Below are 23,499 nucleotides of genomic sequence, written 5' to 3' on the forward strand. Positions count from 1 at the left end.
GATAAACCCAGGCAATCACTCACTGAAATCCCTATCAGAAAAGGTGGAATGGCCGTTGCGGCCACCCTGCTGTCATGTCAAGGAATGTAAACCCTCGGTACTTACCTGTTAGCTGGTGTAATTCTTGCATTCAGTCTCCCCTGCTTATACATCTGACCGAGGCCAACTGATGACTATCACCTTTATTGCCCACTCCACACCTGAACCTGCATTTTATGGTGCGCTGGCCGCGATACTTGCTGAGTTGCGTGCGTTGCCGCTGTGTCACCTGCCGGTCAGCTATGACAGCAAACACTTTATCAATTCGCGGCAATATATTTCGCCGCAGGGATATCAAATGACCAGTGGATTACTCTGGCTTGAGCGTCTGACCGGTCGCGGAGCCGGGGCGGAGTTTGAACTGGGATCCCTGATAAATCGGGCAGTTAAAGAAGATATTGTCGTGCCACTCAACCAACCGCTGTGCTCCCCCTGCTACGCCACAATGATTCAGCGGATACGCGAAAATGGCATCGCCATCGAATCGCTACAGGTGGTAAAAAACCAGGATCGTTATCAGCTCGAAGATTGTGTCAGCGGTAAAGTTCGCAGCAACGGCTGGACCAGAGACAACTTTGGCCGCTGGGTGTTAGGCGGTGTCACTCAGCCGGTTATGCGCGCGGGTAAAGCATTGCGCCTGGGGATATTGGGGGACTTTAACGAACATCGCGACAGTTACCCGGCAACCCTGGCTGCACTGGGAGATGCCGCCGATGCACTGGCAATGAACATTGAGGTGGTTTATATCACCCCGAATCTGGTGAGCACTCAACTCGACAGCCGACTTTTTGATCTCGACGGCTTGCTGCTGCCCGGGATCAGCGTGCAGGGGGCAGACAACGCCAGCGTCAGTAGCAGCAGCCAACTGGCCGTCGCCCGGTGGGCGCTGGACAATCAGGCACCGGTGTTGGGTATCAACAGCGGTATGCATATGATGGTCGCGGCTCTCGGGCAGAAAATACTGGGTGACGCCGCCGTTGCCATGCCGGGTCCGTCAACGCTGAACGCCTTGCAATGTAGTCTGCCGCTTGCCGATCAGGGCATGCAGCGGGGTAATCGCAAAGTCATCTTCCAGTCGGGCAGTAGAATGGCAAAAATGATGGGTAAAGAGGCGCAGCTGCGCTACAACCAGCGCTGGCGGCTTAGCCCACAATTGCTCGATAAACTGGCATGCGCGGGTTTACAGGTCACCGGCAGCGACGAGTCGGGCCTGTCGGCAGAATCGGTTGAACTGGAGAATCATCCATTTTTTATCGGGGTACAGGGGCATCCGGAGTTACAGTCGCGCCGTGAACGCCCCCATCCGCTATTACTCAACTTTCTGCAACAAGTGCGACAAATCAATAAAGATCGGGATATCAGCCACCCGGCGCTGACTCGCAGCGTGCGCTTAAAGCATCCACACTTTTTGATGGGATAGTCTGAGGTCAAACCCGGCAACCATTCGCCGGGTAAATACCAAACGAGGGTTTGCTGGCCGCGTTCAACTGCCGCGATAAGTTGAATAAGAGTAGGGGCTAAGTAATAACGGTAGATGGTAATGTGCCTGCCCGGTGGCAATAATTACGTCAATAATCGCCAGCTTATACAAGGTTTCCCGTCCGCTGGCGGCAAAATAGCTGCCAATATCGGCATAGAGTCGATAATTGCCGGCAGTCACCCCGTGCGGAGTAAGATCCGTCGCGCGACCATCAATATCGGTCAAGGTCTGGTTGATTTTCTGCTGTTGCTCGCCGTCAATCTTCTCCAGCCATACGCGCACGTTAGCGGCCGGTTTTCCCAGTGAAGTATCGAGAATATGGGTGGTGATCGTGGTCATCAGTCGAATAACTCCTGAAAGCGCAGCAGAGTAATTTGCTGTAATTGTTCGGCGGTTTCCAATAATTCCTGCGCATCATTATTACCTAAGCGGCGATGCAGATGAGCCAGAATATCAGCGGGTGTTCGCCCTTTGGCACGGATCAGAAATACGCGGTTAAACCGTTGTTCGTATTGCCGGTTACCCAGTAATAAAGCCTGTAGAGTTTGCTGCTCGCCCAACCCCAACGTCGCCTGCTCCGCCCGTGACAGTGCAGCCTCCTGGCTGTCACCGGTCATGCGCTCGCCAATGCGTGGATGCTGCGCCAATGCCAGGGCAATGGCCTCGTCCTGCCAGCCATCACTGGCCAGGGTCGCACAGGCCATGGCCTGCGGTAGCGAAGCGTAGGGTCGCCCTTGTATTACCTGATCGACCCATTGGGCAATATTGACACAGGGGGTCAATATTTGCCGCGCCTGTTGTTCAGAAAGGGCATTAAATTCCGTTAACGTCATCTGCGGCCTCCTCTTATTTATCTCCGCGTTTCCTGCATCGACAACAAATCGGCAGCCTGCGCAGCGAAACAACGGCATTATTGATTAAAACTGAGTACCGTATTGATATAAGCCTGGGTGGCATAGGCCACATCGCGGGTGGTGACTGACTCATCGGGATGGTGACTAATGCCATCTTTGCAGCGTACAAACAGCATCCCCACCGGCCAGCGTTCCGCTATGGCAATGGCATCGTGCCCCGCCCCGCTGGGTAAGCTCATCGATTCACCTTGCAATGCCGCTACGCTGTTTGCCAACCGCTGTTGCAATGCCGGATCGCAGGCGGTGGCCTTGATACCATAAAACTGCTCGGCATCGAAGGTTAAACCCCGACGGACAGCAATGGCGTTGGCCTGCTGCAGCAAACTGGCCAGCAACGCACATAAGTTTTCATCTTCCGGTCCGCGAACATCGAGGGTCAGTTTTACCTCACCGGGGATCACATTGACCGCCCCAGGGAAGCTCTCTATCTGTCCTACGGTAGCGACCAGATTGTGCCCGCGCGCGCTGGTGGTGGTTTCAATCGCCAGCATCCACTCGGCGGCAGCGGCCAGCGCATCCTGACGTTGGCCCATGGGCACAGTGCCGGCATGACCGGCATGGCCGGTAAAGCGGCAGTTCAGACGGCGCGCGCCGTTAATGGCGCTGACCACCCCCAGCGGCAGATCGGCCGCCTGTAAACAGGGTCCCTGCTCAATATGCAGTTCCAGGTAGGCACAATAATCATTGATACCACGCTGTGCACTGAGAATATCTATCGGGTTCATCCCCAGACCGAGCATGGCTTCGGCCACGGTCACCCCCTGCGCATCGCGACATTGCAGCCAGTGCTGTGGCCAACTGCCGGTCAAACCGCGGCTGCCCAACAGGGTAATACCAAAACGCGTCCCTTCTTCATCGGCAAAACCAACGATCTCCACCGCCATCGGCAAGCGGATCCCCTGCGCCGATAAATAAGCCACGACTTCAATCGCCGTTAGCACGCCCAGCGGACCATCATAGCGTCCGGCGTTGCGCACGCTGTCAAGATGGGATCCCAGCAGTAAGGCCGGTGCCTGCGGATCCAGGCCTTCATAGCGGCCACAGATATTACCGACGCTGTCCTGCCAGGTCGTCATGCCCGCTTCCGTCATCCATTCGCCGACCCGCCGGTTGGCCTGCATATGTTGTGCGGAGAGGTAAACCCGGGTCAACTGCCCCGGGGTTTCACTGAGTTCTGCCAGGCTATCGCAGCGCGCCATAATTCTCAGCGCCGCCTGCTCAGCCTGCAGACTCAAGGGGATGACAGCCGCCATTATTGGCCTCCTGCCGTGGCATCGAGGCTATAGTGATCCCAGGCAGCCTGAGAACCGGCACCGTATTTCGAGGCAAAGCCCAGACGGGTCAGCACCGCTTCGAGCGCCACCAGCGTCTGCATTACGCAGTCTTTACGGGCGTTATAGCCCATGGTACCAATGCGCCAGATTTTGCCATTCAACGGGCCAAATGAGGTGCCGATTTCAATGCAGAAATCGTTGAGCATCATCTGACGCACCTGTTCGCCATGAATGCCCTGCGGGATCATTACCCCCAGCACGTTATTCATACGGTTATCAAGATCGCCAAACACCTCCAGCCCCATGCCCTGAATACCGGCCAGCAAGGCGCCGCCGTGCAGTTTATGGCGGGCAATGGTGTTATCCAGACCTTCTTCAAGGATCACCCGCGCGCATTCGCGGGCAGCAAACAGCATGCTGGTGGCTTCAGTATGGTGATTTAACCGTTCCGGCCCCCAGTAATCCATAATCATGCCGAGATCAAAATAGTTGGAGTAGATCATCTCTTCATCGCCATCGGCGTGATCGAGGGTGCGGATCCCCTGCTCCACGCATTTTCGACGGCGGATCTGTTCGGCAAATTGTGGACTGATAGTGACCGGTGAGCTGCCCGATGGACCGCCCAGGCATTTTTGCAAACCGGCAGAGACGGCATCCAGTCCCCAGGCGTCGGTTTCCAGCACATTACCGGCAAAAGAGGCGGTAGTGTCGCTGTAAAACAGCACCCCGTGGCGGCGGCAAATCTCCCCCAACTGCGCCAGCGGCTGCAACATGGTGGTCGAAGTGTCGCCCTGTACGGTCAATAGCCAGCGCGGTTTAACTGCCTTGATGGCATCTTCAATCTGCTGCGGATCGAACACTTCGCCCCAGGGGGCTTCGATGGTGTGTACATCGGCGCGGCAGCGGCGGGCAATTTCGCAGAGTAAGTGGCCAAAGCGCCCAAAAACCGGCACCAGTACCTTATCGCCCGGGCGGATCCCCGACAGCAGCACCGCTTCGATACCGGCGCGCGAGGTACCATCCACCAGCAGCGTCCACTGGTTTTCGGTTTTATATAACCGACGATAGAGTTCCATCACTTCATTCATATAGCCCGTCATCGCCGGGTCATACTGGCCGATAAGCTGGCTCGACATCGCCCGCAGCACGCGAGGGTCGGCGTTAATCGGGCCAGGCCCCATCAGCAGGCGGTTAGGTGGATTGATTTGACCTAAGGTTGAGATATCCAATGTGGTGATCCTTATTTAATCCATAACTGTTGATGAATAAGCGAAATCTTGTGCGACAGGCTCAGTTGGCAGCTTCGTTCAGTCCGCGCACCGAAGCAATAAACTGTTTCAGCTCGGCGGTCTGCGGATTGGCAAACAGCGCACGGCTCTCTCCCTGCTCCCAGACGGTGCCCTGATGCATAAACACCACGCGATCGCCCACTTCACGGGCAAAATTCATTTCATGGGTGACCAGCACCAGCGTCATCCCCTCTGCCGCCAGTTGTTCCAGCACCTTCAGCACTTCGCCCACCAGTTCCGGATCGAGCGCCGAAGTAATTTCGTCGCATAACAATACTTTGGGATTCATTGCCAGGGCGCGGGCAATAGCGACACGCTGCTGCTGCCCTCCCGAGAGATTGGCAGGATAGTAATCCACGCGGTCGGCCAGACCGACCTTGGTCAGCATCTTGATTGCCAGCTCGCGACATTCAGCCGCCGACTTGCCCAGCACACGGCGCGGGGCCAGCATGACGTTTTCCAACGCGGTCATATGCGGGAACAGGTTAAAATTCTGAAACACCATGCCCACTGAGCGACTGATTTCACGCGCCTGCGAATCGCGGCTGGAAATGGTCATCCCCGCCAGTTTGATACTGCCATCCTGATAGGCTTCGAGGCCGTTGATACAGCGCAACAAGGTACTTTTCCCCGAGCCGCTGCGGCCGATAATGCAAATCACCTCACCGCCATCGATATCCAGATCCACGCCTTTCAGCACATGATTCTGGCCGTAATATTTTTGAACCTGATTAATGGTGATCAGCGGCATTATTTTCTGTCTCCAGACAATGTTCTTTCCAGGTAGTGGCTGTAAAGCGAGAGCGGATAGCACATCAGGAAGTAGCCAAAAGCGACTAACCCAAAGACTTTAAACGGCTCGTAGGTTACGTTGTTAAGCATGGTGCCGGCTTTGGTCAACTCGACAAAGCCGATGATCGACGCCAGCGCCGTGCCTTTGATCACCTGGACCAGAAAGCCGACGGTCGGGGCAATGGCAATTCGCATCGCCTGCGGCGCAATCACTCGCCACAGGGTTTGGCCAAAACTCAGGCCCAGGCAACGGCAGGCTTCCCACTGTCCCTTGGGCAAAGCCGCGATACTGCCCGACCAGATATCCAGCAGATAAGCGCTGGCGTAAAAGGTCAGTGCACAGGCGGCAGCAGTCCAGGGACTGACGTTGATACCAAACAATCCCAGGCCAAAGAACGCCAGAAATAGCTGCATCAGCAAAGGCGTGCCCTGAAAAACTTCAACATAGACGCGCACCAGATTCACCAGCCAGCGGCGATGGGTCAGACGCATCAATATCAACGGCAGAGTCACCAGCGTGCCGCCCAGAAAGGCCACCAGCGACAACAGAATAGTCCAGCGGGCAGCAAGCAGCAGATTGCGCACGATGTCCCAGTCAGTAAAGGTCATCATCAGCGGTAACTCCCAAAGAAGCGGCGTCCGGCGATCAATAACAGCTGACGCATCACAATCGACAACGCCAGATAAAACAGCGTACACACCAGATAGACTTCAAAACTGAGAAAGGTCCGCGACTGGATCAGGCTGGCGACAAAGGTCAGCTCCTGAAAAGAGACCTGCGAAACTACCGACGATCCCAGCATAACGATAATGCACTGGCTCACCAGCGCCGGATAAATACGTTGCAACGCCGGCGGCAGGATCACGCGAAAAAAGACCTGGCTGCGGGTCAGACCCAGCACACGCCCGGCCTCCCACTGCCCTTTTGGCGTCGCCTGGATGCCGGCTCGAATAATCTCGGTGCTATAGGCACCGAGATTAATCAGCATGGCCAGCAGCGCCGCTTCACCGGCCGTCAGTTTCAGCCCGAGACTGGGCAAACCAAAGACGATAAAAAACAGTTGCACCACAAAAGGCGTATTGCGGATCGCTTCAACATATCCCCCCCAGATACGACGCAGGGCAACATGGTTACCGCAGCGGATCGCCGCGCCAGTAATGCCAATGGCAATACCGCCAATCGTGGCCATGAAAGTCAGCTCAATGGTAGTCCACAGGCCGCCCAACAACTGCGGCATATAGGGCCATAATGCAGCGAAATTAAGCTGATATGTCATGCTAATTCTCCGTTACTGGCACTGATAGAACGCATGTGGACTCAGGCACCCAGATTGGCAGGCAGTGGCGCTTTCATCCATTTTTCGGACAGGTTGTTGAGCGTCTGATCTTTTAGCGCTTGGCCAATCAGCTCATTGACCTTGGCTTTCAGCGCCGGTTCGTCCTTGCGCATGCCGACAAAACACGGAGAGTCTTTCAGCATCACTTTCGCCACCGGCGCTTTTTGCGGATTCTGGCGGGCAATGGCTGCGACCACCAGATTACCGGTGGCGATATATTGCACCTGGCCTGACAGATAGGCAGAAAGCGTGGTGTTGTTATCTTCGTAGCGTTCAATTTTGGCATCTTTCGGTGCGATATCAGTCAGCACCAAGTCTTCTACTGCGCCACGGGTGACGCCAATGCTTTTATCCGACAGCTGTTTTATATCACTCATGGTGTCGCCTTTGGCGCCAAATACCCCAAGGAAAAACGGCGCGTAGGCATTGCTGAAATCAATCACTTTTTCGCGCTCGGCGTTTTTGCCCAGGCTGGAGATCACCAGATCCACTTTATCTGTTTGCAGATAAGGTACGCGGTTGGCACTGGACACCGGCACCAGTTGCAACTTAAGTTTCATCTTGTCGGCCAGATACTGCGCCATATCGATATCGTAACCCTGGGGTTGCATATCGGTGCCGATCGAGCCGAAGGGAGGAAAATCTTGCGGGATAGCGACCCGCAATACACCGCGCTGCTGGATATCCTGCAACTGATCGGCCATCACCAAAGGTGCCTGCATCATCAGCATCGCTGCACCCACCCACGCCAATAACCGTTTGTTCATTTTCATTGTCGATTCCCCGGATTAGTAGTTTATGAAACAATAGATTCTTATGGCAAGTATTCTGCAACTAATGTGCCAAAAAATAAAAATGCCCTACCGCTATCAGCAACATCAGGATCTATAAAGGAATAGGCAAGAAAACCGCACAGCAAGGGAGTAAATGGGCGGCACTATGGCCAGAGATCTGTCAGCCCCGAAAAAACAAAACGCACTATTTTTGTGCGCAAGCACCAATTCGGGGCTCAAAAAGGGGCAATTTAACGCTGTTCCAGCTCGTCGAGATCCTGATACAGGTCGGTGATTTGATGAATTCGCTGCCTTCCGGAGGTGAGCATTTCATGCAGCAGTGCATTGCTGATTAGATTGGCCAGACTCATCGCCGCCGAATAGGAATCAAAAGCGGATACGCTATCGAGCGAGGCGGACAAATGCCAGCGCGCCAGCGGGATCAGCGACTGCGCCTGGGGTTCGCAAATTAACAGCACCGGCACATTCATCTGCTGCAACTGCGTCAAAATGGCCCGCGTCCCGCGCGGACGGCGGCGAAATGCGACCAATACCACCACATCCTGGGGGGTGAGATCGACCAGTTCCTCCGCCAGCGTTTGCCCTGGCTGTGGCATCATCAGCACCTGCTCCCGCACCTGCAACAGTTGCTGACGTAGATGCAACGCCACCGGATAGCTATTACGCAGCCCCAGCAACCGCACCTGGCGCGCCAGGCTCAGGGCGGCGATCACTGCGCTAAACTGGCTGCCGTCGAGCTGATTAACCCACTGAGTCAGATTGGCCATTTCCTGCTTGTAGTGCCGTGACAGCAGGGTATTGCCCTGCACCGCATCACGGCTATCGGTCAGCGGCATACCGCTTTGCCGCAGCGTGCGCACTTCGTCGCGCATATCGCGATAGCTCGGGTAGCCAAGACGCTTGAACAGGCGGCTGACCGTGGCCTTGGATACCCCGCTTAACCGGGCCAGCTCGGCGCTGTTATAGCTCATCAGATCATCAATATGATCGAAAATAAAATCCGCAACCCGCTGCTCCTGCGGCGTCAGCTCGGGGTAACAGCCACGCAGGCGTTCATCGATCTGCTTCATATGTCGTATCCTGTAACCAACGTTTCAGCCGAAGATATCACGACCGACAATAGCTAAGGCAAATTAATTTTCGTCATCAGGATGGCGTTTTTTATTCTTGCTGGCCAAAAGAAAGCCCCCTACCGGCCGATGTGGAACACCTCTTGCTTAGCTTTATGCTTTAACAATGCTCGCGGCGATCGCAAATCTAAAAAATATGCGGATAAAAGTGAAGAGAAGTGAGTCAGATGAACAGACCCTACCGTAAAAAAGGAAATTGGCATGATTAACAGTAACAGCGCCCCGTTTGGCATGGCCGTCACGCCGCACCATCTTGCCAGCCAGAGTGCGCTGGCGGTGCTGCGTGAAGGCGGCAATGCCATCGAAGCCATGGTCGCCGCCGCCGCTACCATTGCCGTGGTCTATCCGCATATGAACGGACTGGGCGGTGACGGTTTTTGGTTGATAGTACCTCCGCAGGGCGACCCGGTAGCCATTGATGCCAGCGGTGCCGCAGGTTCATTAGCTTCCCTCGATTTTTACGCCGGGCAAACCCATATCCCCCATCGTGGCCCCACCGCAGCACTTACCGTGGCCGGCACCGTCGGCGGCTGGCAGGAAGCGCTGAATATTTCCGCCGAATGGGGCGGCGATCAGCAACCGCTCTCCCGTTTACTGGCCGATGCCATTCGCTACGCCGCCGACGGTTTTCCGGTGACCGCCTCACAGGAAGCCGCCACGCGCAGCAAGCGCCATGAGCTGGAATCGATGGCCAGCTTTGCCGAGATCTTTCTGCCCAACGGTCAGGTGCCGCTCAGCGGCCAGCGTTTTACCCAGCCACAGCTGGCCTCTACGCTGTCGCAACTGTGTGAACAGGGGCTGGACAGTTTTTATCGCGGCGATCTGGCCAACAGCATGGCCGCCGATTTCCAGAAACTGGGCATGCCGATCACCCGCGACGATCTTGCCGCCTACCGCGCACAACGCCGTATCCCGCTGAAGCTGAATCACAGCAAAGGTGAAATTTTTAACCTCACCCCGCCGACGCAGGGTCTGGTATCGCTGGCGATCCTCGGATTAACCGATCGCCTTAACCTTGAGGCGATGGATGAAGGGGCGACCATCCACAGTATTGTCGAAGCCACCAAGCTGGCCTTCAGCCTGCGCGATCGCTTTATCACCGATCCACGCATTATGACTCAGGATCCACAGGCGCTACTGGATACGGGCTATCTGGACGCACTGGCAACCCGCATCAATCCGCACCGCGCCGCCGACTGGGGCCAGGGCAAAGGTCCCGGCGATACCGTGTGGATGGGGGTGATGGATAGCAGCGGCCTGGCGGTGTCCTTTATCCAGAGTATTTACCACGAATTTGGCAGCGGTGTCGTGCTCCCTGCCAGCGGCGTGATGTGGCAAAACCGCGGTGCTTCTTTTAGCCTCGATGCCAATCATCTGTTGGCGCTGGCACCGGGCAAACAGCCGTTCCATACGCTCAACCCGGCCGCTGCTCGTTTGTATGACGGACGCACTATGGTCTACGGCTCCATGGGTGGTGACGGACAACCACAAACCCAGGCCGCGGTCTTTATCCGCCACGTAGTGCAAGGCCAGCCGCTGCAAGCGGCCATTAGCGGCCCGCGCTGGCTGCTGGGCCGCACCTGGGGGCAAAGTTCTGACTCGCTGAAGCTGGAGGCGCGTTTTAGTCACGCTACTCTCGCCGGGCTACGCCAGCGGGGGCATGAGGTAGAAATGTTGCCGGAATTTAGCGAAGCCGTCGGCCATGCCGGGGCGATCGTGCGCCACACCAATGGCATGTTTGAAGGTGCCTCCGACCCGCGCAGCAACGGTAGCGCGGCAGGATTTTAATCTTGATGGCACAAATTTTTACTTGGTAAATAACAGGATCCGCTATGAAAAAGACACCTGCTGCCGCGCCCGCTGACTGGGCGGCCTATATCCGTCAGATGGAGGCGGTTCTCGCCCTGGAACTCGATGATGCCCGTCGTCAGGAGTTGCTGACCCAGTTTAGCCGCATTGCCGCCATGGCCCAGCCATTGATGGATTTGCCGCTCGATCCGCGTCTGGAAATTGCCGGGGTTTATCACGCATGAAATCCTTGGCGCAACTGACTATCAGCCAGATCCAGCAGACACTGCGCAGCGGAGAGATCTCCGCCAGCGACATCGCCCGTCAAACGCTGGAAAATATTGAGCAAGCCAATCCCACGCTCAATGCCTATACCCATATCACTCACCAACGTATGCTAAGCGAAGCGGCGAAAATCGATAAGCTGCGCGCCAGCGGAGCCAGCTTGCCGCCGTTGGCAGCCGTGCCTTATGCGGTGAAAAATCTGCTGGATGTCACCGGGCAGGTCACTCTGGCGGGTGCCAGTCTCAATAGCAGCAACCCGGTGGCCAAACAGGACGCCTGGACGGTGGCGCGACTTGCCAGCCAGGGGGCGTTGCTGTCGGGAATGCTGAATATGGATGCCTACGCCTACGGCTTTACCACCGAAAACAGCCACTATGGCGTTACCCGCAATCCGCGGAGTCTGGATCGTATTGCTGGCGGATCGTCCGGCGGATCTGCCGCCGCAGTCGCCGCCGGGCTGGTGCATTTTACCCTCGGCAGTGATACCAATGGCTCGATCCGAGTGCCTTCGTCCCTGAGCGGTATTGTCGGTTTAAAACCGACCTTTGGTCGTATCTCGCGCCACGGTAGTCAGCCTTTTGTCGCCAGTCTTGATCATATTGGGCCAATGGCGCGCAACAGCAGCGATCTTTCGCTGGTCTATGACGCGATACAGGGTCAGGATAGCGCCGATGCATTTCAGGCTGACCAGCCGACCGGCGAGACCTTTTCGCTGCTCAGCCGTGGACAGCAAGGGCTACGTAGCGCAGTACTTGGCGGTTATTTCACGACCTGGTGCGACGACCACGCCAGGGCAGCGGTACAACGCGTTGCTCAGGCGCTGGAAGCACAAGAAGAAGTGCAGATGCCACAGGCGGAACTGGCACGTTCGGCGGCTTTTATTATTAGCGCTTCCGAAGGCGGCAATCAGTATCTGCCCAAACTGCGCGCTATCCCTGAGCAATTTGAACCGCTGTCCCGAGAACGTCTGTTAGCCGGTGCGATGATCCCTTCCGCGTGGTACATTCAGGCGCAACGCTTTCGTCACCAGTTTCAGCAACAAGTACTGGCGATGTTTGCCCACTGGGATATCCTGATTGCTCCGGCAACGCCCTGTGCGGCAACGCTGATAGGTCAGGAGAATATTGAAATCAACGGCGTAACACTGCCAACGCGCGCCAGTATGGGTATGCTGACCCAACCGATCTCATTTCTTGGCCTGCCGGTAGTTTCCGTGCCGCTGACCACGGCCAGCGGTTTACCCATTGGCGTGCAGTTGATTGCGCCCCCCTGGCGCGAAGATCTCTGCCTGCGCGCCGCCTGGGCATTAGAACAACGAGGTATCGTCAGCGTAAGCAGCACGACGGTAGCCTGATTTGGTTACTTTTCGGGGATTGAGGCCCTGTCCCGCAGGCGATTGTCGCAGCGACGCTAACGCCATTTGCGGACCATCGCCGACGCCTGGGGTAAAACTTTTTGCAGCATACGAGATAACAATGAAAACTGAACATATCGATCGCCCGGCGATCCTTGCGGAAGTCAACGCCGCCTTTTATCGCTACGAACAGGCACTGATCAACAATGACACCGTGGTATTGGATGAGTTGTTTTGGCACGACAAGCGCACCTTGCGCTTTGGTGCCGGAGAGAATTTATACGGTATTGACGCTATCCGCGAGTTTCGCGCTTCACGACCGCCGCAGGGGTTGGATCGTGACTTGCAAAACACGGTGATCACCACTTTTGGTGACGATATGGCGATTGCCAGCACCGAATTTAGACGCGAAGGCAGCGATAAAGTCGGGCGCCAGACGCAAACCTGGATCAAAATGGCCAGCGGCTGGAAGATTGTCGCCGCCCATGTCAGTCTGATGCAATAACGGCGACACCAGGCAGATAATTAGCAGACAGGACCGCTGCCAGGGACAAGGATATGCGCTTAACGGACGAGTGCATATCCTTGACGTCACTGCCGGTGACATGCCGAACCAACCGCCGCGCGCTCTGCCATCGTCCCCGCTCTCCGGCTGTTTACAACGCTGGCAAAGGCATCACCGATTATTGATTTAAATCCCGATGCTGCTCAAGTTCGTAATCGATAAATGCGCCGATCATCGTCCGATAGACTTTTTCGATAATGACTTCCGGTAACCCAGCCTGCGCGGCGTCGCGGCGAACTTTATCTATCACTTTCTGCACCCGCTCCGGCGCTCGAACCGCATCCTGGTCCTTTTTAAATCTGGCCGCCGCCTTGACACATTCACCACGCCGGGCGATCAGTTTGACCAACTCACTATCCAACTGGTCGATACAACTTCTCACCTCTTCAATTGATGAAAATTCCACCCTTCGATCTCCATAACTAGTACACAAGATCAACAAGGTTACAGCAAGTTGCAGGTAAATCTACTGTTGTGATCAACTGGCAGGATGATATTTCACCCAATGGTCTGCAATCTCCTGCCGTTTGCAAACCCAAACCCGATCGTGGGATTGCACATAATCAAGAAACCGCTGCAAGGCTCGGAAACGTCCCGGGCGGCCCAAAATACGGCAATGCATGCCGATAGACATCATTTTTGGTGCGGTTTCCCCTTCGGCGTAAAGCACGTCAAAACTGTCTTTCAGATAGCTGTAAAACTGTTCGCCGCTGTTAAAGCCCTGCGGGGAAGCGAAGCGCATATCATTGGCGTCCAGCGTATAGGGGATCACCAGATGAGATTTTACTTCGCCAGAGTCGAGGGTTACCGGCATCCAGAATGGCAGGTCGTCGCCATAATAGTCGCTGTCATACTGAAATCCTCCCTGCTCCACCAGCAGCTTACGGGTATTGGGGCTGTCGCGACCGGTGTACCAGCCCAGAGGTTGCTGACCAAAGAGATCGCCCAGCACGGCAATGGCTTTGCGCATATGTTCCGCTTCCTGCTGTTGGCTCATATCCTGATAATGCAGCCAGCGCCAGCCGTGGCTCACCACGTCATAGTCCGCCTGCCTGATCGCCGCCACCACTTCGGGATTGCGTGCCAGCGCCATGGCGACACCAAAGATAGTCAATGGTAATCCGCGTTGCTGAAATTCCTGATGAATACGCCAGAAACCGGCGCGCGGTCCGTATTCATACAGGGAATCCATCGACATATGCCGATCGGCAAAGCTGGCCGCGCCAATAATATCGGACAGAAACTGCTCGGAACCGGCATCACCATGCAGCACATTATTTTCCGCCCCCTCTTCGTAGTTAAGCACAAACTGTACGGCGATACGGGCATTGCCCGGCCAGTTGGCATGCGGCGGACGACCGGCGTAACCAATCAGATCGCGGGGATAATTACGGGTGAAATCATAATCAATATCAGACATGGTTTTCTCGGCTAGTCATTAATTATTCAGGTCTTTAAAGCGCCCGGAAAGAGGTTTAGGCAGCGGATAATCGAGATCGCCGTATTTACTGGTGGTCAGACGCAGGGCATGTAGCGACTCAATCAGGCGCACGGCCGCGCTGACGCCGTCAATCACCGGCATACCCAGTTCAATCGTCAACGCCTGCGCCAAATCGGCCATACCACCGCAACCCAGTACGATGGCTCCACTGCCGTCCTGCTGTTTGGCTTTAATACATTGCTCGCGCACTTTCTGCTGTGCCAGGCCACTGCCATCGTCGAGGGATAACACAGGTAGATCAATGGCATGCAGCGCCGCACAGTGGCGTTCGAAACCATATTGATGCAGCAGATGCCGCGCAATGGTCAGAGTGCGCGGCAGGGTGGTGACGATCGAGAAACGTGTCGCCAGCAGCGTGGCCATATGCATTGCCGCTTCGGCGATACCCACCACCGGACTGCGGGCAATCTCGCGAGCGGCAAGCAGCCCCGGATCGCCAAAGCAGGCAATAATATGGCCGTCAACGCCCGCCTCCCGCCCAGCCTTGACCTGTTGTAAAACACCCAGGGTGGCAATAGCTTCATCAAAATGCCCTTCAATCGAGGGCGCGCCTTCCTGTGGACAAACGGCAAGGATTTCCGTCCCCACCGAGGCCACTTGCCGCGCGGTAGTGGCCATCACTTCGGTCATCCCCAGGCTGGTATTAGGATTGATCAATTGTATACACAACCGAGTATCAACACTGCGTTGCAGGGCGGCCGTCATAATTGCACTTCCTTATGCACAGCTGCGCCAGCAAAAATTTGTGCAAAGTCAGGGACTGGACCTTCACTGTTTTCAAAACGCAGGCTGGCGACAATAGCGTCAAAATGCTGCGCCATACTGTCAGCCAATGCCGCGCTGTCGCGCTTTTTCAGCAACAGCAAGAGATCGTCATGATCGTGGCAGCGACAACCTTGCTGCCAGGGCGCGCCCCAGGCGGCAATGGCCAGCGAAGAGCGCAGAGTAAGCTGTGACACGGTTTCGGTAAGCACTTTGTTGCCCGAAATTGCCTGTAACTGGACGTGAAAAGCGGCAGAAAGCCGGATCGCCGCCGGACCATTGCGATCGTCATGCGCTCGCTTCTCTTCACTCACGATCTTTTTCATCGCCGCCAGGTGCGGTGGCTGACAATGCGCCACCACTTCAACCATATTGGCGCACTCAAGAATTTTTCGGGTAGTAAAAACGCTGCGCGATTCTTCGGCATCCGGCAGGGTGACATGCGCACCACGTTTGGGCAAAAGGGTCACCAATTGCACTGCGGCAAGGCGCTGTAACACGCGACGAATGCCGGTACGACTGACAGAAAACGCCTCGGCCAGGGCCTCTTCCGGTAATTTGTTTCCGGGCAAAAGCTGATGTTCGACGATCGATCTGACCAATGCGTTATAAATATGATCGTCTTTATCCTCAGTAAAATAAGCCGTATTCAGGCCGCTCCAGCTGGTCATCATCACTACTCCGTATACCTTTCAGATAGCTAATCGTATACATGAATATCTTTTTTTGTATACAAAAAATAAAATTTGGCCTAATTCCTGCACTGCACATTTGAATGATTTTTTTTGGAACGCCGCAAGACGGCCTCCCTTCTTCCAAATGTTGTCAATGACAGGAGCACGATTTATGCCAAACCAGGAAATCACCTCTGCTGCTGCCCCGGCCTCAAGTGCCGGGATCATCAAGCCGCACTACAGCCCCAGGTTATGTAATGACGATTTGGCCCCAACCCGCGATCAGAACTGGAGTTGGTACAATATTTTTTCGTTCTGGATGTCTGACGTACACAGTATGGGAGGCTACGTGGTGGCCGCCAGCTTCTTTACTCTTGGCCTGGCCAGCTGGCAGGTATTGATTTGTCTGTTATGCGGAATTTGTATTGTGCAGATTTGTGCAAACCTGGTGGCCAAACCCAGCCAGCAGGCTGGAGTGCCTTATGCGGTGATCTGCCGTCAGGCCTTTGGCGTATTTGGTGCCAATATTCCGGCGGTGATCCGTGGCTTGATTGCTTTTGCCTGGTACGGTATTCAAACCTATCTGGCGGCCAGCGCACTGATGCTGGTGCTGTTGAAGTTTTTCCCGGCACTTAATCCGTTAACCTTGCCGCACTGGCTGGGCCTGTCGGCGTTGGGCTGGATATGCTTTGGCATTATGTGGGTATTGCAGGCGATGGTGTTCTGGCACGGTATGAGCGCGATCAAACGCTTTATCGATGTCGCCGGTCCGGCGGTGTATGTGGTGATGCTGCTGCTGGCTGCCTGGATTGTGTACAAAACCGGTCTGAGCAATATCTCTTTTACCCTGGCCAGCAAATCACTGACTGCCGGTCAGCAAACCTGGGAAATGATCACCGCCACCGCGCTGGTGGTCTCCTATTTCTCCGGGCCATTGCTAAACTTTGGCGATTTCTCTCGTTACGCAAAAAATATGGGCGAAATACGCCGCGGCAACCGCTGGGGCCTGCCGTTTAACTTTCTGCTGTTTTCTATTGTCACCGTGGTCATTGTTTCCGGTACCCAGTCGCTGTTTGGCACTATGATCACCGATCCTATCGAAACCGTAAGCCGCGTTGGCAACAGCGTTGCGGTAGCCCTCGGCCTGCTGACCATGATTATTGCCACCATCGGCATTAATATTGTCGCCAACTTTGTGTCACCGGCCTTTGACTTCTCCAACTGCTCACCGCAAAAAATCAGCTTCCGCACCGGCGGGATGATTGCTGCCGTAGGTTCAGTATTGTTAACCCCGTGGAACCTGTTCCAGTCACCAGAACTTATCCACTATACCCTCGACGTGCTGGGCTCCTTTATCGGACCATTGTTCGGGATTCTGCTGACAGATTACTACCTGATTAAACGCGGCCATCTCGATGTCGATGCCCTGTTTAACGCTACACCGTCCGGACGCTACTGGTATCGTAACGGCTTTAACCCGAAAGCCATTGCCTCGCTGATCCCGGCGGTGCTGATTGGTCTGGTGATTAGCTTTACTCCTGACCTGCATCAGGTAGCCAATTTTAGCTGGTTTATTGGCGCATTTCTGTCGGCAGGGTTCTACCGCTTTGTGGCTCGTCACGATCGTGCCGCCAGCGTATCCATGAGTTATATAAAAGCCGAGTTAGGCAAAGAGTAATGGCGCAAGGCCAATAAAAACGACAAAGCCCTGAGTTATTGCTAACTCAGGGCTTTTGAATGTGGCGGAACGGACGGGGCTCGAACCCGCGACCCCCTGCGTGACAGGCAGGTATTCTAACCAACTGAACTACCGCTCCACAGTACTGCTATTCCGAACTGTTCAAGGGAGAACGGAACGAGGCGCATATTACTTTTGGCAGAGGATTCCGTCAATGGTTTTTCTGACAAATAATTCTATTTGTTCACTATTTCCGCGTCGCGAGAAAATTGACTACCAAAATCGGGTGTTATTCTGCTGCCGGCGGTGCTGGTCGCCATAAACAACTACCGCCCTTTTTCACCACCAGATCCAGACGGGATTCATGCGCCGCCAGCTCCTCTTCCGAGGCCATTAACACCTTCAACCCGGAAGCCGGACGCAGAATACGCTGGATATCCTGACCATCATCGCCGGTATTTTGCTCGCCCTCATGGGAGAACTTGATCAGCGTCTGACCACCGGTCATCATCAGATAGACTTCGGCCAGAATTTCGGAGTCGAGCAGTGCGCCGTGCAGCGTTCGCTTGCTGTTATCGATCAGATAGCGATCGCTAAGGGCATCCAGGCTGTTACGCTTACCGGGAAACAACCGCCGCGCCATTTGCAGGCTATCGGTGATTTTACAGAAGGTTTCGGTTTTGGGGATATCCCGCCCCAGCATACCGAACTCATAGTCCATAAAGCCGATATCAAAGTTGGCGTTATGGATAACCAGCTCGCCGCCGCGAATATACTCGAGAAAGTCATCGGCAATCTCGGCAAAGGTTGGCTTGTCGGCAAGAAACTCGTCGCTGATCCCATGTATGCCAAAGGCTTCGGGATCGACCAGACGATCGGGCTTGAGATACATATGAAAGTTGCGCCCGGTCAAACGTCGGTTGATAACCTCGACGGCGCCGATTTCGATGATGCGATGCCCTTCATAATGGACACCCAGTTTATTCATACCGGTGGTTTCGGTATCGAGAACTATCTGTCGGGTTGGAGTTGTGATCATATTGCAGTGCTCATAGCGCTCGTTTATGTCAGACTTAGGCTTTACATTCTGATGGAAGAGTCTACCAGAGATGCGCAAACAGGTAGAAATTTTCACCGACGGATCTTGCCTTGGCAATCCGGGACCCGGTGGTTACGGCGCAATATTGCGCTATAAAGAACATGAAAAACCCTTCAGCGCCGGTTATCGGCTGACCACTAACAACCGCATGGAGCTGATGGCGGCCATTGTGGCGCTCGAGGCATTGACTACCCCTTGTGACGTTACGCTGAGCACCGATAGCCAGTACGTTCGCCAGGGCATCACTACCTGGATCCATAACTGGAAAAAACGCGGCTGGAAAACCACCGACAAAAAACCGGTCAAAAACGTCGATTTATGGCAACGACTGGACGCGGCCATTCAGACCCACACCCTTAACTGGCTGTGGGTAAAAGGTCATGCCGGTCATCCGGAAAACGAACGCTGCGATGAACTGGCGCGCAATGCTGCCAGTAACCCAACGCTGGAAGACGTGGGCTACCAGCCCGAAAAATAATCAGGCTACTGCGCTCGCCCCTGGCGATGCGCAGACCTTCCCGGCTTTTCTCTTTTATTACTACTACTCGTCATGCCCTTTGCGATAGCTTTTATTGGCCCCCACTGGCTGAACCATTGAGCGCCGACGCGCCAGCACTTTTTTGGCGGTGGGCAACAGCGGCAAGGTGCGTTTTCTGGCGACAATCACCGCCATACAGCCCAATGCCGGCAGATGCGCACTCAGTAGTCGGCCGCCCTGTTTATGCCAGGGCAAAACATGAAAGCGCGACGAATACATCACTTCGTAATTCAGCAGGCTTAACCAGTCCAGCAGTCGCGTCTGCGTAAACATCCGGCTGCAGAAAGGCTGACGTTTACGCAACACCGGCAGGCACTTGCCGACACCAAGCAGACTTAGCGGGCTAAAGCCGCCAATCACCAGCCAGCCATCGTCAATCAATACCCGATCGACCTCACGCAGGATGCGATGAGGATCGCTGGCATAATTAAGGGTGTGACACAGCAGGCAGGCATCTACCGATTTTTGCTCAAACGGCAGGTAATAGGGATCGCCCTGCACATGAAGATTTTCGCCCTGCGGCGCCACGTTGACCTGATGGGAAATCGGACAATCCTCACTATTGATTTCGGTGCTTAAATTGCCAATCTTAAGCAAATGAAAACCATACAGCTTGCCCCACCAGGGTTGCAGTTGATGTTCAAGGGCGGCACGGTAGTGCTCGCCACGGGGAATATCTTGCCAGGACGAAGGCGCCACGAGATGTTTACGGATATGCGCTGACTTCATAATTTTTCAACTTTCAGGCTGTTGCCGCCACCCGTCTTATTGGGGTAACGACAAGGCAGCAAGCGAGAAGCGCCCGATGCGCCTACTCTGATAGTATTTCGGGTATCAAACGTAGCTGACACAGCTGCAATTTCAACTACAGCAGGTATCACAGGAGTTTGTCATGAATCTTATCAGCATTCCGGCACTACGGGACAACTACATTTGGCTAATTGACGACCAAAATGGCCATTGTGTGATCGTCGATCCAGGAGAAGCCGCACCAGTTTTTCAGGCGCTGGCAGAACGCCATTTAACCCCGACAGCCATCTTGCTCACCCACCATCACGACGACCACGTTGGCGGCGTACGCGCAATTACCGAGCGATTTTCTGCTGTAAAAGTATACGGGCCAGAGGAAACTGCCAGTAAAGGAGCTAAGATAATTCTTAAAAACCAGCAAAAGGTCGAAATTGGTGGGGTCAACTGGCAGATTTTTGCTACCCCGGGGCACACATTAGGTCATATCTCATACTACAGTGCCCCTTATCTTTTCTGCGGCGACACAATGTTTTCGGCAGGCTGCGGACGTCTTTTTGAAGGCACCGCCGAACAAATGTACCAATCGTTTCAACAGTTAGCTGAACTTCCTGACGATACGCTGGTCTGTGGCGCACACGAATATACAGTGTCAAATCTTAAGTTTGCACGCCAGATCCTGCCAGACGATTCTGATATTTCAGCCCATGAAGAATACGTGTTGGCTAAGCGCAAAAATGGACAATCATCCCTCCCTACAACCCTGGGTTTAGAACGCAAAATCAACCTATTCTTACGATGCCATGACACTGATTTACAAAAGAAATTAGACCTTAACGGAAGCATAACGCAAGACTGGCAAGTATTTGCCCGTTTACGCCAGCTCAAGGATAGCTTCTGAAGCTTTTGGTTGTGTTTTTTGCCTGGGTAAAGTATTATTGCTCGTCTTTTAAGCAACTATGACAAACACATGAAGGCAAAAGCGATTATCTTCGCCTCGGTGTTGCTGGTCGGTTGCCAGGCGTCCAGGCAGGACGTGCGGGTACCGGTACAGCATGCACAGAGTTTGTCTTCGGCAAGTCAAAGTGAAGCAGGAGAGTACACAGACGATGGTCGAGCGACATCGGCGCAATGGCTGAGTAGTAATGATGCCCTTGCGCAAAAGAATCTGTGGAACTTCATTGGCGACGAGCTGAAGATGAAGGTTCCGGATAATCCCCGGATCCGTGAGCAAAAAAATAAATATTTAAAAAATAAGAGCTATCTCCACGATGTAACATTACGGGCAGAGCCGTACATGTACTGGATCACCGAGCAGATTAAGAAACGTAAAATGCCGATGGAACTGGTACTGCTACCCATAGTGGAGAGCGCTTTTGACCCAAAAGCAACCTCAGCAGCCAACGCCGCTGGGTTATGGCAGATTGTGCCTAAAACGGGTCGCAATTATGGTTTAAAGCAAAACCAGTGGTATGACGGTCGCCGTGATGTGGTGGCGTCGACAACTGCTGCGCTTGATATGATGCAAAGCCTGAACAAGATGTTTGACGGTGACTGGTTACTGACGGTCGCTGCCTACAACAGCGGTGAAGGTCGCGTGATGCAAGCCATTAAACAGAATAAAGCCAAAGGTAAGCCTACCGATTTTTGGGCACTGGCGCTTCCTCGTGAAACGTCGATCTATGTTCCAAAAATGTTAGCGCTGAGCGAAATTCTGAAAAATAGTAAAAAATACGGCATTAGCTTACCGAAACCGAGTGAAGACCGTGCCCTGGCACGAGTAGAAGTCGGTCAACAGATGCAGTTAACTCAGGCGGCTGAGATGGCGGGCATGTCACTGACTAAGCTAAAGTCCTTTAATACCGGCTACAAACGTGATGTTACGGCCCCTAACGGCCCACATTACATTGTGTTGCCAAAGACGCATGCCGACCAGCTAAAGGTCTCGCTGGCTGATGGAGACATCAGTGCAGTGCAGGAAACCAAACTGGCCAGCAACAGCACGTCTGGCGCAGCGTCTTACAAGGTTCGCTCCGGCGATAACCTGCAAGGCATTGCGGCCAAACTGAATGTGAAGTCCAGTGATTTACAGCGTTGGAACAATTTACGCTCGGCGAGCGTGTTAAAAGTTGGGCAAACCCTGCAAGTGACAGACAGCGGCGTAAGCGGTAGCAACAGTGGCAGTATCAAGTATCAGGTACGTAAAGGCGATTCGTTGGCCAGTATTGCCAAGCGGCACGGCGTTAACATCAAAGATGTACTGCGCTGGAATGCGGGCATGGACAACCTCCAGCCAGGCGAAACGCTGACACTATTTGTCAGCGGCAAGCAGAGTCCTGATAGCTGATAAACTGTCCCCGGCAGCAAGATATACCACTTTGTCGCCAGTATAAAAAAAGCACCTTCGGGTGCTTTTTTTTGCGGCTAAAAATCATGGCTATCGCTCTGTCGCCGGGTAAGATCACAAGGCTATATGCGCCGGTGGTTGTTGGGCTAAAAACTCCACCAATAGCGGATTGTGATCAGAAGCCCGTGTTTCCATCACATTGGCCTGCATCACGCTTAAGCCACGGTAGAAAATAAAGTCCAACGGACGGCCAAAAGCCCGGCGACGCAGGTCCGAAGGAAAGCGCACCTCTTGCAGCGACACATTATTGGCAAAACCATAGAGCGCGTTGATCCGCTGACGGCTCCAGGCATTAAAGTCGCCCGCCAGAACTACCGGACCTTTATGGTTGGCGATCTGTTCACCAATCGGATCCAGTTGCTTGCTGTAGACATCGACACCAATACTGAAATTCACCGCGTGGATATTCACTACCATCAATAAACGCCCATCCAATAGCGGATAAACCGTGACTAACGCCGACTTGGACAGCCGCAGCAGAGGCTCGCGCTCTCTTAACGGACAGCAATACACCGGGTGGGCGGCGGCCAGCGTCATTACCCCTGACGGATGCTGAGGCAAGACAAAAGCCGGGACCTGATCGGCGGCAAGATAGTTTGAAGTGGCAAAATGGATCAGCTCAGGGGTGGTTTGCGCCTCCTGTAACAGCACGAGCTGCGCATCTTTACCAAAGCCCTTCAGCACCGAAAGCCAGTCGGCACGCTGCTGTTTGAAGATATTCCAAACCATAATGCGCAAAATATTCGAATTGGGCAGTGCAGCGCCTGGTGGCAGCTTCGGTCCAAGATGCGCCAAGGCTCCCGGAAAGATTTGCTCGACCGGTTGACCTGCAACATACCTCATTGCATACGTTTTTTTTGGCACGCTGTTAACCCATTATCCTCATCACTTACCGGTGATAGACAAACCTTGCGTCGCTTACCAGGTAAGACGGGTCACCATGATTTGCGCTTGCACATCTTATGGCGAACCGGTGATTGTAAATCGGCTGTGCGGAAAATTTCCCTTCAGCGGTTATTTCAGTATACGCGCCCTAAACTCAAGACCCAATT

Annotated in this window: 25 protein-coding genes and 1 tRNA gene; 9 read left to right on the forward strand and 17 right to left on the reverse strand. The window is 54.3% G+C overall.

What is annotated here, in order from left to right; translation table 11 throughout:
* Positions 1-169: 169 nt before the first annotated feature.
* Positions 170-1,459, forward strand: a complete 1,290-nt coding sequence (locus GW590_RS19515; protein ID WP_169404738.1) for a glutamine amidotransferase-related protein — start codon at positions 170-172, stop codon at positions 1,457-1,459.
* 63 nt (positions 1,460-1,522) lie between these two features.
* On the opposite strand, the gene uraH is transcribed toward GW590_RS19515, so the two are convergent.
* The 9 genes from uraH to GW590_RS19560 all read right to left on the reverse strand — a co-directional run bounded on the left by uraH (position 1,523) and on the right by GW590_RS19560 (position 8,989).
* Positions 1,523-1,858, reverse strand: coding sequence for a hydroxyisourate hydrolase (gene uraH, locus GW590_RS19520; RefSeq protein ID WP_169404739.1), 336 nt, complete (start codon positions 1,856-1,858; stop codon positions 1,523-1,525).
* Positions 1,858-2,352 (reverse strand): 2-oxo-4-hydroxy-4-carboxy-5-ureidoimidazoline decarboxylase, encoded by a 495-nt coding sequence (uraD, locus tag GW590_RS19525; protein ID WP_169404740.1) that lies wholly within the window; start codon positions 2,350-2,352, stop codon positions 1,858-1,860. Before uraD ends, uraH begins: the two co-directional genes overlap by 1 nt.
* A gap of 77 nt (positions 2,353-2,429) precedes the next feature.
* On the reverse strand, positions 2,430-3,686 hold the full coding sequence (gene hpxK / locus GW590_RS19530) for an allantoate amidohydrolase (protein ID WP_169404741.1): 1,257 nt from the start codon (positions 3,684-3,686) through the stop codon (positions 2,430-2,432).
* Positions 3,686-4,888, reverse strand: coding sequence for a pyridoxal-phosphate-dependent aminotransferase family protein (locus tag GW590_RS19535; RefSeq protein WP_169404796.1), 1,203 nt, complete (start codon positions 4,886-4,888; stop codon positions 3,686-3,688). Before GW590_RS19535 ends, hpxK begins: the two co-directional genes overlap by 1 nt.
* Before the next feature lie 109 nt (positions 4,889-4,997).
* Positions 4,998-5,747, reverse strand: coding sequence for an amino acid ABC transporter ATP-binding protein (locus GW590_RS19540; RefSeq protein WP_169404742.1), 750 nt, complete (start codon positions 5,745-5,747; stop codon positions 4,998-5,000).
* Complete coding sequence (locus tag GW590_RS19545) at positions 5,747-6,397, reverse strand: amino acid ABC transporter permease (protein WP_211186849.1); 651 nt, start codon at positions 6,395-6,397, stop codon at positions 5,747-5,749. The genes GW590_RS19540 and GW590_RS19545 overlap by 1 nt, the downstream gene beginning before the upstream one ends.
* A gap of 2 nt (positions 6,398-6,399) precedes the next feature.
* Positions 6,400-7,065, reverse strand: coding sequence for an amino acid ABC transporter permease (locus GW590_RS19550; protein WP_169404744.1), 666 nt, complete (start codon positions 7,063-7,065; stop codon positions 6,400-6,402).
* Positions 7,066-7,106: 41 nt separating this feature from the next.
* A complete protein-coding gene (locus tag GW590_RS19555; RefSeq protein ID WP_169404745.1) occupies positions 7,107-7,898 on the reverse strand; it encodes a transporter substrate-binding domain-containing protein in 792 nt (263 codons plus the stop codon).
* 251 nt (positions 7,899-8,149) lie between these two features.
* A complete protein-coding gene (locus tag GW590_RS19560) occupies positions 8,150-8,989 on the reverse strand; it encodes a MurR/RpiR family transcriptional regulator (RefSeq protein ID WP_169404746.1) in 840 nt (279 codons plus the stop codon).
* Between the two features lie 261 nt (positions 8,990-9,250).
* Here GW590_RS19560 and GW590_RS19565 point away from each other — a divergent pair, with 261 nt between their 5' ends.
* From GW590_RS19565 to hpxZ, 4 genes are all read left to right on the forward strand, one after another.
* A complete protein-coding gene (locus tag GW590_RS19565) occupies positions 9,251-10,837 on the forward strand; it encodes a gamma-glutamyltransferase family protein (protein WP_169404747.1) in 1,587 nt (528 codons plus the stop codon).
* A gap of 44 nt (positions 10,838-10,881) precedes the next feature.
* Positions 10,882-11,082, forward strand: a complete 201-nt coding sequence (gene hpxX, locus GW590_RS19570; protein ID WP_169404748.1) for an oxalurate catabolism protein HpxX — start codon at positions 10,882-10,884, stop codon at positions 11,080-11,082.
* Entirely contained in the window at positions 11,079-12,476 is a 1,398-nt protein-coding gene (locus tag GW590_RS19575; protein WP_169404749.1) for an AtzE family amidohydrolase, read from the forward strand. Before hpxX ends, GW590_RS19575 begins: the two co-directional genes overlap by 4 nt.
* A gap of 121 nt (positions 12,477-12,597) precedes the next feature.
* Entirely contained in the window at positions 12,598-12,981 is a 384-nt protein-coding gene (hpxZ, locus tag GW590_RS19580; protein ID WP_169404750.1) for an oxalurate catabolism protein HpxZ, read from the forward strand.
* Between the two features lie 178 nt (positions 12,982-13,159).
* Here hpxZ and GW590_RS19585 read toward each other — a convergent pair whose 3' ends face one another.
* The 4 genes from GW590_RS19585 to GW590_RS19600 all read right to left on the reverse strand — a co-directional run bounded on the left by GW590_RS19585 (position 13,160) and on the right by GW590_RS19600 (position 15,975).
* The gene (locus GW590_RS19585) at positions 13,160-13,447 is read right to left on the reverse strand and encodes a chorismate mutase (RefSeq protein ID WP_169404751.1); all 288 of its coding nucleotides are present in this window, start codon (positions 13,445-13,447) and stop codon (positions 13,160-13,162) included.
* A gap of 72 nt (positions 13,448-13,519) precedes the next feature.
* A complete protein-coding gene (puuE, locus tag GW590_RS19590) occupies positions 13,520-14,461 on the reverse strand; it encodes an allantoinase PuuE (protein ID WP_169404752.1) in 942 nt (313 codons plus the stop codon).
* Between the two features lie 18 nt (positions 14,462-14,479).
* On the reverse strand, positions 14,480-15,247 hold the full coding sequence (locus GW590_RS19595; RefSeq protein WP_169404753.1) for an aspartate/glutamate racemase family protein: 768 nt from the start codon (positions 15,245-15,247) through the stop codon (positions 14,480-14,482).
* Positions 15,244-15,975, reverse strand: coding sequence for a GntR family transcriptional regulator (locus tag GW590_RS19600; protein ID WP_169404797.1), 732 nt, complete (start codon positions 15,973-15,975; stop codon positions 15,244-15,246). The genes GW590_RS19595 and GW590_RS19600 overlap by 4 nt, the downstream gene beginning before the upstream one ends.
* Positions 15,976-16,150: 175 nt before the next feature.
* Here GW590_RS19600 and GW590_RS19605 point away from each other — a divergent pair, with 175 nt between their 5' ends.
* Positions 16,151-17,656 (forward strand): NCS1 family nucleobase:cation symporter-1, encoded by a 1,506-nt coding sequence (locus GW590_RS19605; protein ID WP_169404754.1) that lies wholly within the window; start codon positions 16,151-16,153, stop codon positions 17,654-17,656.
* A 62-nt stretch (positions 17,657-17,718) separates the two neighbouring features.
* On the opposite strand, the gene GW590_RS19610 is transcribed toward GW590_RS19605, so the two are convergent.
* Together GW590_RS19610 and dnaQ are read right to left on the reverse strand one after the other, a co-directional pair.
* Positions 17,719-17,795 (reverse strand) — tRNA-Asp (locus GW590_RS19610).
* Between the two features lie 150 nt (positions 17,796-17,945).
* On the reverse strand, positions 17,946-18,695 hold the full coding sequence (gene dnaQ / locus GW590_RS19615; RefSeq protein ID WP_169404755.1) for a DNA polymerase III subunit epsilon: 750 nt from the start codon (positions 18,693-18,695) through the stop codon (positions 17,946-17,948).
* Positions 18,696-18,765: 70 nt separating this feature from the next.
* Between dnaQ and rnhA the strand changes: the two genes are divergently transcribed.
* Positions 18,766-19,233, forward strand: a complete 468-nt coding sequence (gene rnhA / locus GW590_RS19620) for a ribonuclease HI (RefSeq protein ID WP_169404756.1) — start codon at positions 18,766-18,768, stop codon at positions 19,231-19,233.
* Between the two features lie 63 nt (positions 19,234-19,296).
* Here the strand turns inward: rnhA and GW590_RS19625 are convergent, their stop codons facing one another.
* Positions 19,297-20,022 (reverse strand): class I SAM-dependent methyltransferase, encoded by a 726-nt coding sequence (locus GW590_RS19625; protein ID WP_169404757.1) that lies wholly within the window; start codon positions 20,020-20,022, stop codon positions 19,297-19,299.
* A gap of 163 nt (positions 20,023-20,185) precedes the next feature.
* Between GW590_RS19625 and gloB the strand changes: the two genes are divergently transcribed.
* Both gloB and mltD read left to right on the forward strand, forming a co-directional pair.
* Positions 20,186-20,941 carry a hydroxyacylglutathione hydrolase gene (gene gloB / locus GW590_RS19630; protein ID WP_169404758.1) on the forward strand — a complete coding sequence of 252 codons (756 nt, stop codon included), beginning with the start codon at positions 20,186-20,188 and terminating at the stop codon, positions 20,939-20,941.
* Positions 20,942-21,010: 69 nt separating this feature from the next.
* Entirely contained in the window at positions 21,011-22,387 is a 1,377-nt protein-coding gene (mltD, locus tag GW590_RS19635; RefSeq protein WP_169404759.1) for a murein transglycosylase D, read from the forward strand.
* A gap of 114 nt (positions 22,388-22,501) precedes the next feature.
* Here the strand turns inward: mltD and GW590_RS19640 are convergent, their stop codons facing one another.
* Positions 22,502-23,311: an endonuclease/exonuclease/phosphatase family protein gene (locus GW590_RS19640; RefSeq protein ID WP_169404760.1), complete on the reverse strand. Its 810-nt coding sequence runs from the start codon at positions 23,309-23,311 to the stop codon at positions 22,502-22,504.
* Positions 23,312-23,499: the final 188 nt, after the last annotated feature.

The organism is Rouxiella aceris, from assembly GCF_012933545.1.
GTDB classification, from domain to species: Bacteria; Pseudomonadota; Gammaproteobacteria; order Enterobacterales; family Enterobacteriaceae; genus Rouxiella; species Rouxiella aceris.

Coding starts and splice junctions, on each gene's coding strand:
- GW590_RS19515 (WP_169404738.1), top strand. CDS start 170: ATGACTATCACCTTTATTGCCCACTCCACACCTGAACCTGCATTTTAT.
- uraH (WP_169404739.1), bottom strand. CDS start 1,858: ATGACCACGATCACCACCCATATTCTCGATACTTCACTGGGAAAACCG.
- uraD (WP_169404740.1), bottom strand. CDS start 2,352: ATGACGTTAACGGAATTTAATGCCCTTTCTGAACAACAGGCGCGGCAA.
- hpxK (WP_169404741.1), bottom strand. CDS start 3,686: ATGGCGGCTGTCATCCCCTTGAGTCTGCAGGCTGAGCAGGCGGCGCTG.
- GW590_RS19535 (WP_169404796.1), bottom strand. CDS start 4,888: ATGGGGCCTGGCCCGATTAACGCCGACCCTCGCGTGCTGCGGGCGATG.
- GW590_RS19540 (WP_169404742.1), bottom strand. CDS start 5,747: ATGCCGCTGATCACCATTAATCAGGTTCAAAAATATTACGGCCAGAAT.
- GW590_RS19545 (WP_211186849.1), bottom strand. CDS start 6,397: ATGACCTTTACTGACTGGGACATCGTGCGCAATCTGCTGCTTGCTGCC.
- GW590_RS19550 (WP_169404744.1), bottom strand. CDS start 7,065: ATGACATATCAGCTTAATTTCGCTGCATTATGGCCCTATATGCCGCAG.
- GW590_RS19555 (WP_169404745.1), bottom strand. CDS start 7,898: ATGAAAATGAACAAACGGTTATTGGCGTGGGTGGGTGCAGCGATGCTG.
- GW590_RS19560 (WP_169404746.1), bottom strand. CDS start 8,989: ATGAAGCAGATCGATGAACGCCTGCGTGGCTGTTACCCCGAGCTGACG.
- GW590_RS19565 (WP_169404747.1), top strand. CDS start 9,251: ATGATTAACAGTAACAGCGCCCCGTTTGGCATGGCCGTCACGCCGCAC.
- hpxX (WP_169404748.1), top strand. CDS start 10,882: ATGAAAAAGACACCTGCTGCCGCGCCCGCTGACTGGGCGGCCTATATC.
- GW590_RS19575 (WP_169404749.1), top strand. CDS start 11,079: ATGAAATCCTTGGCGCAACTGACTATCAGCCAGATCCAGCAGACACTG.
- hpxZ (WP_169404750.1), top strand. CDS start 12,598: ATGAAAACTGAACATATCGATCGCCCGGCGATCCTTGCGGAAGTCAAC.
- puuE (WP_169404752.1), bottom strand. CDS start 14,461: ATGTCTGATATTGATTATGATTTCACCCGTAATTATCCCCGCGATCTG.
- GW590_RS19595 (WP_169404753.1), bottom strand. CDS start 15,247: ATGACGGCCGCCCTGCAACGCAGTGTTGATACTCGGTTGTGTATACAA.
- GW590_RS19600 (WP_169404797.1), bottom strand. CDS start 15,975: ATGACCAGCTGGAGCGGCCTGAATACGGCTTATTTTACTGAGGATAAA.
- GW590_RS19605 (WP_169404754.1), top strand. CDS start 16,151: ATGCCAAACCAGGAAATCACCTCTGCTGCTGCCCCGGCCTCAAGTGCC.
- dnaQ (WP_169404755.1), bottom strand. CDS start 18,695: ATGATCACAACTCCAACCCGACAGATAGTTCTCGATACCGAAACCACC.
- rnhA (WP_169404756.1), top strand. CDS start 18,766: ATGCGCAAACAGGTAGAAATTTTCACCGACGGATCTTGCCTTGGCAAT.
- GW590_RS19625 (WP_169404757.1), bottom strand. CDS start 20,022: ATGAAGTCAGCGCATATCCGTAAACATCTCGTGGCGCCTTCGTCCTGG.
- gloB (WP_169404758.1), top strand. CDS start 20,186: ATGAATCTTATCAGCATTCCGGCACTACGGGACAACTACATTTGGCTA.
- mltD (WP_169404759.1), top strand. CDS start 21,011: ATGAAGGCAAAAGCGATTATCTTCGCCTCGGTGTTGCTGGTCGGTTGC.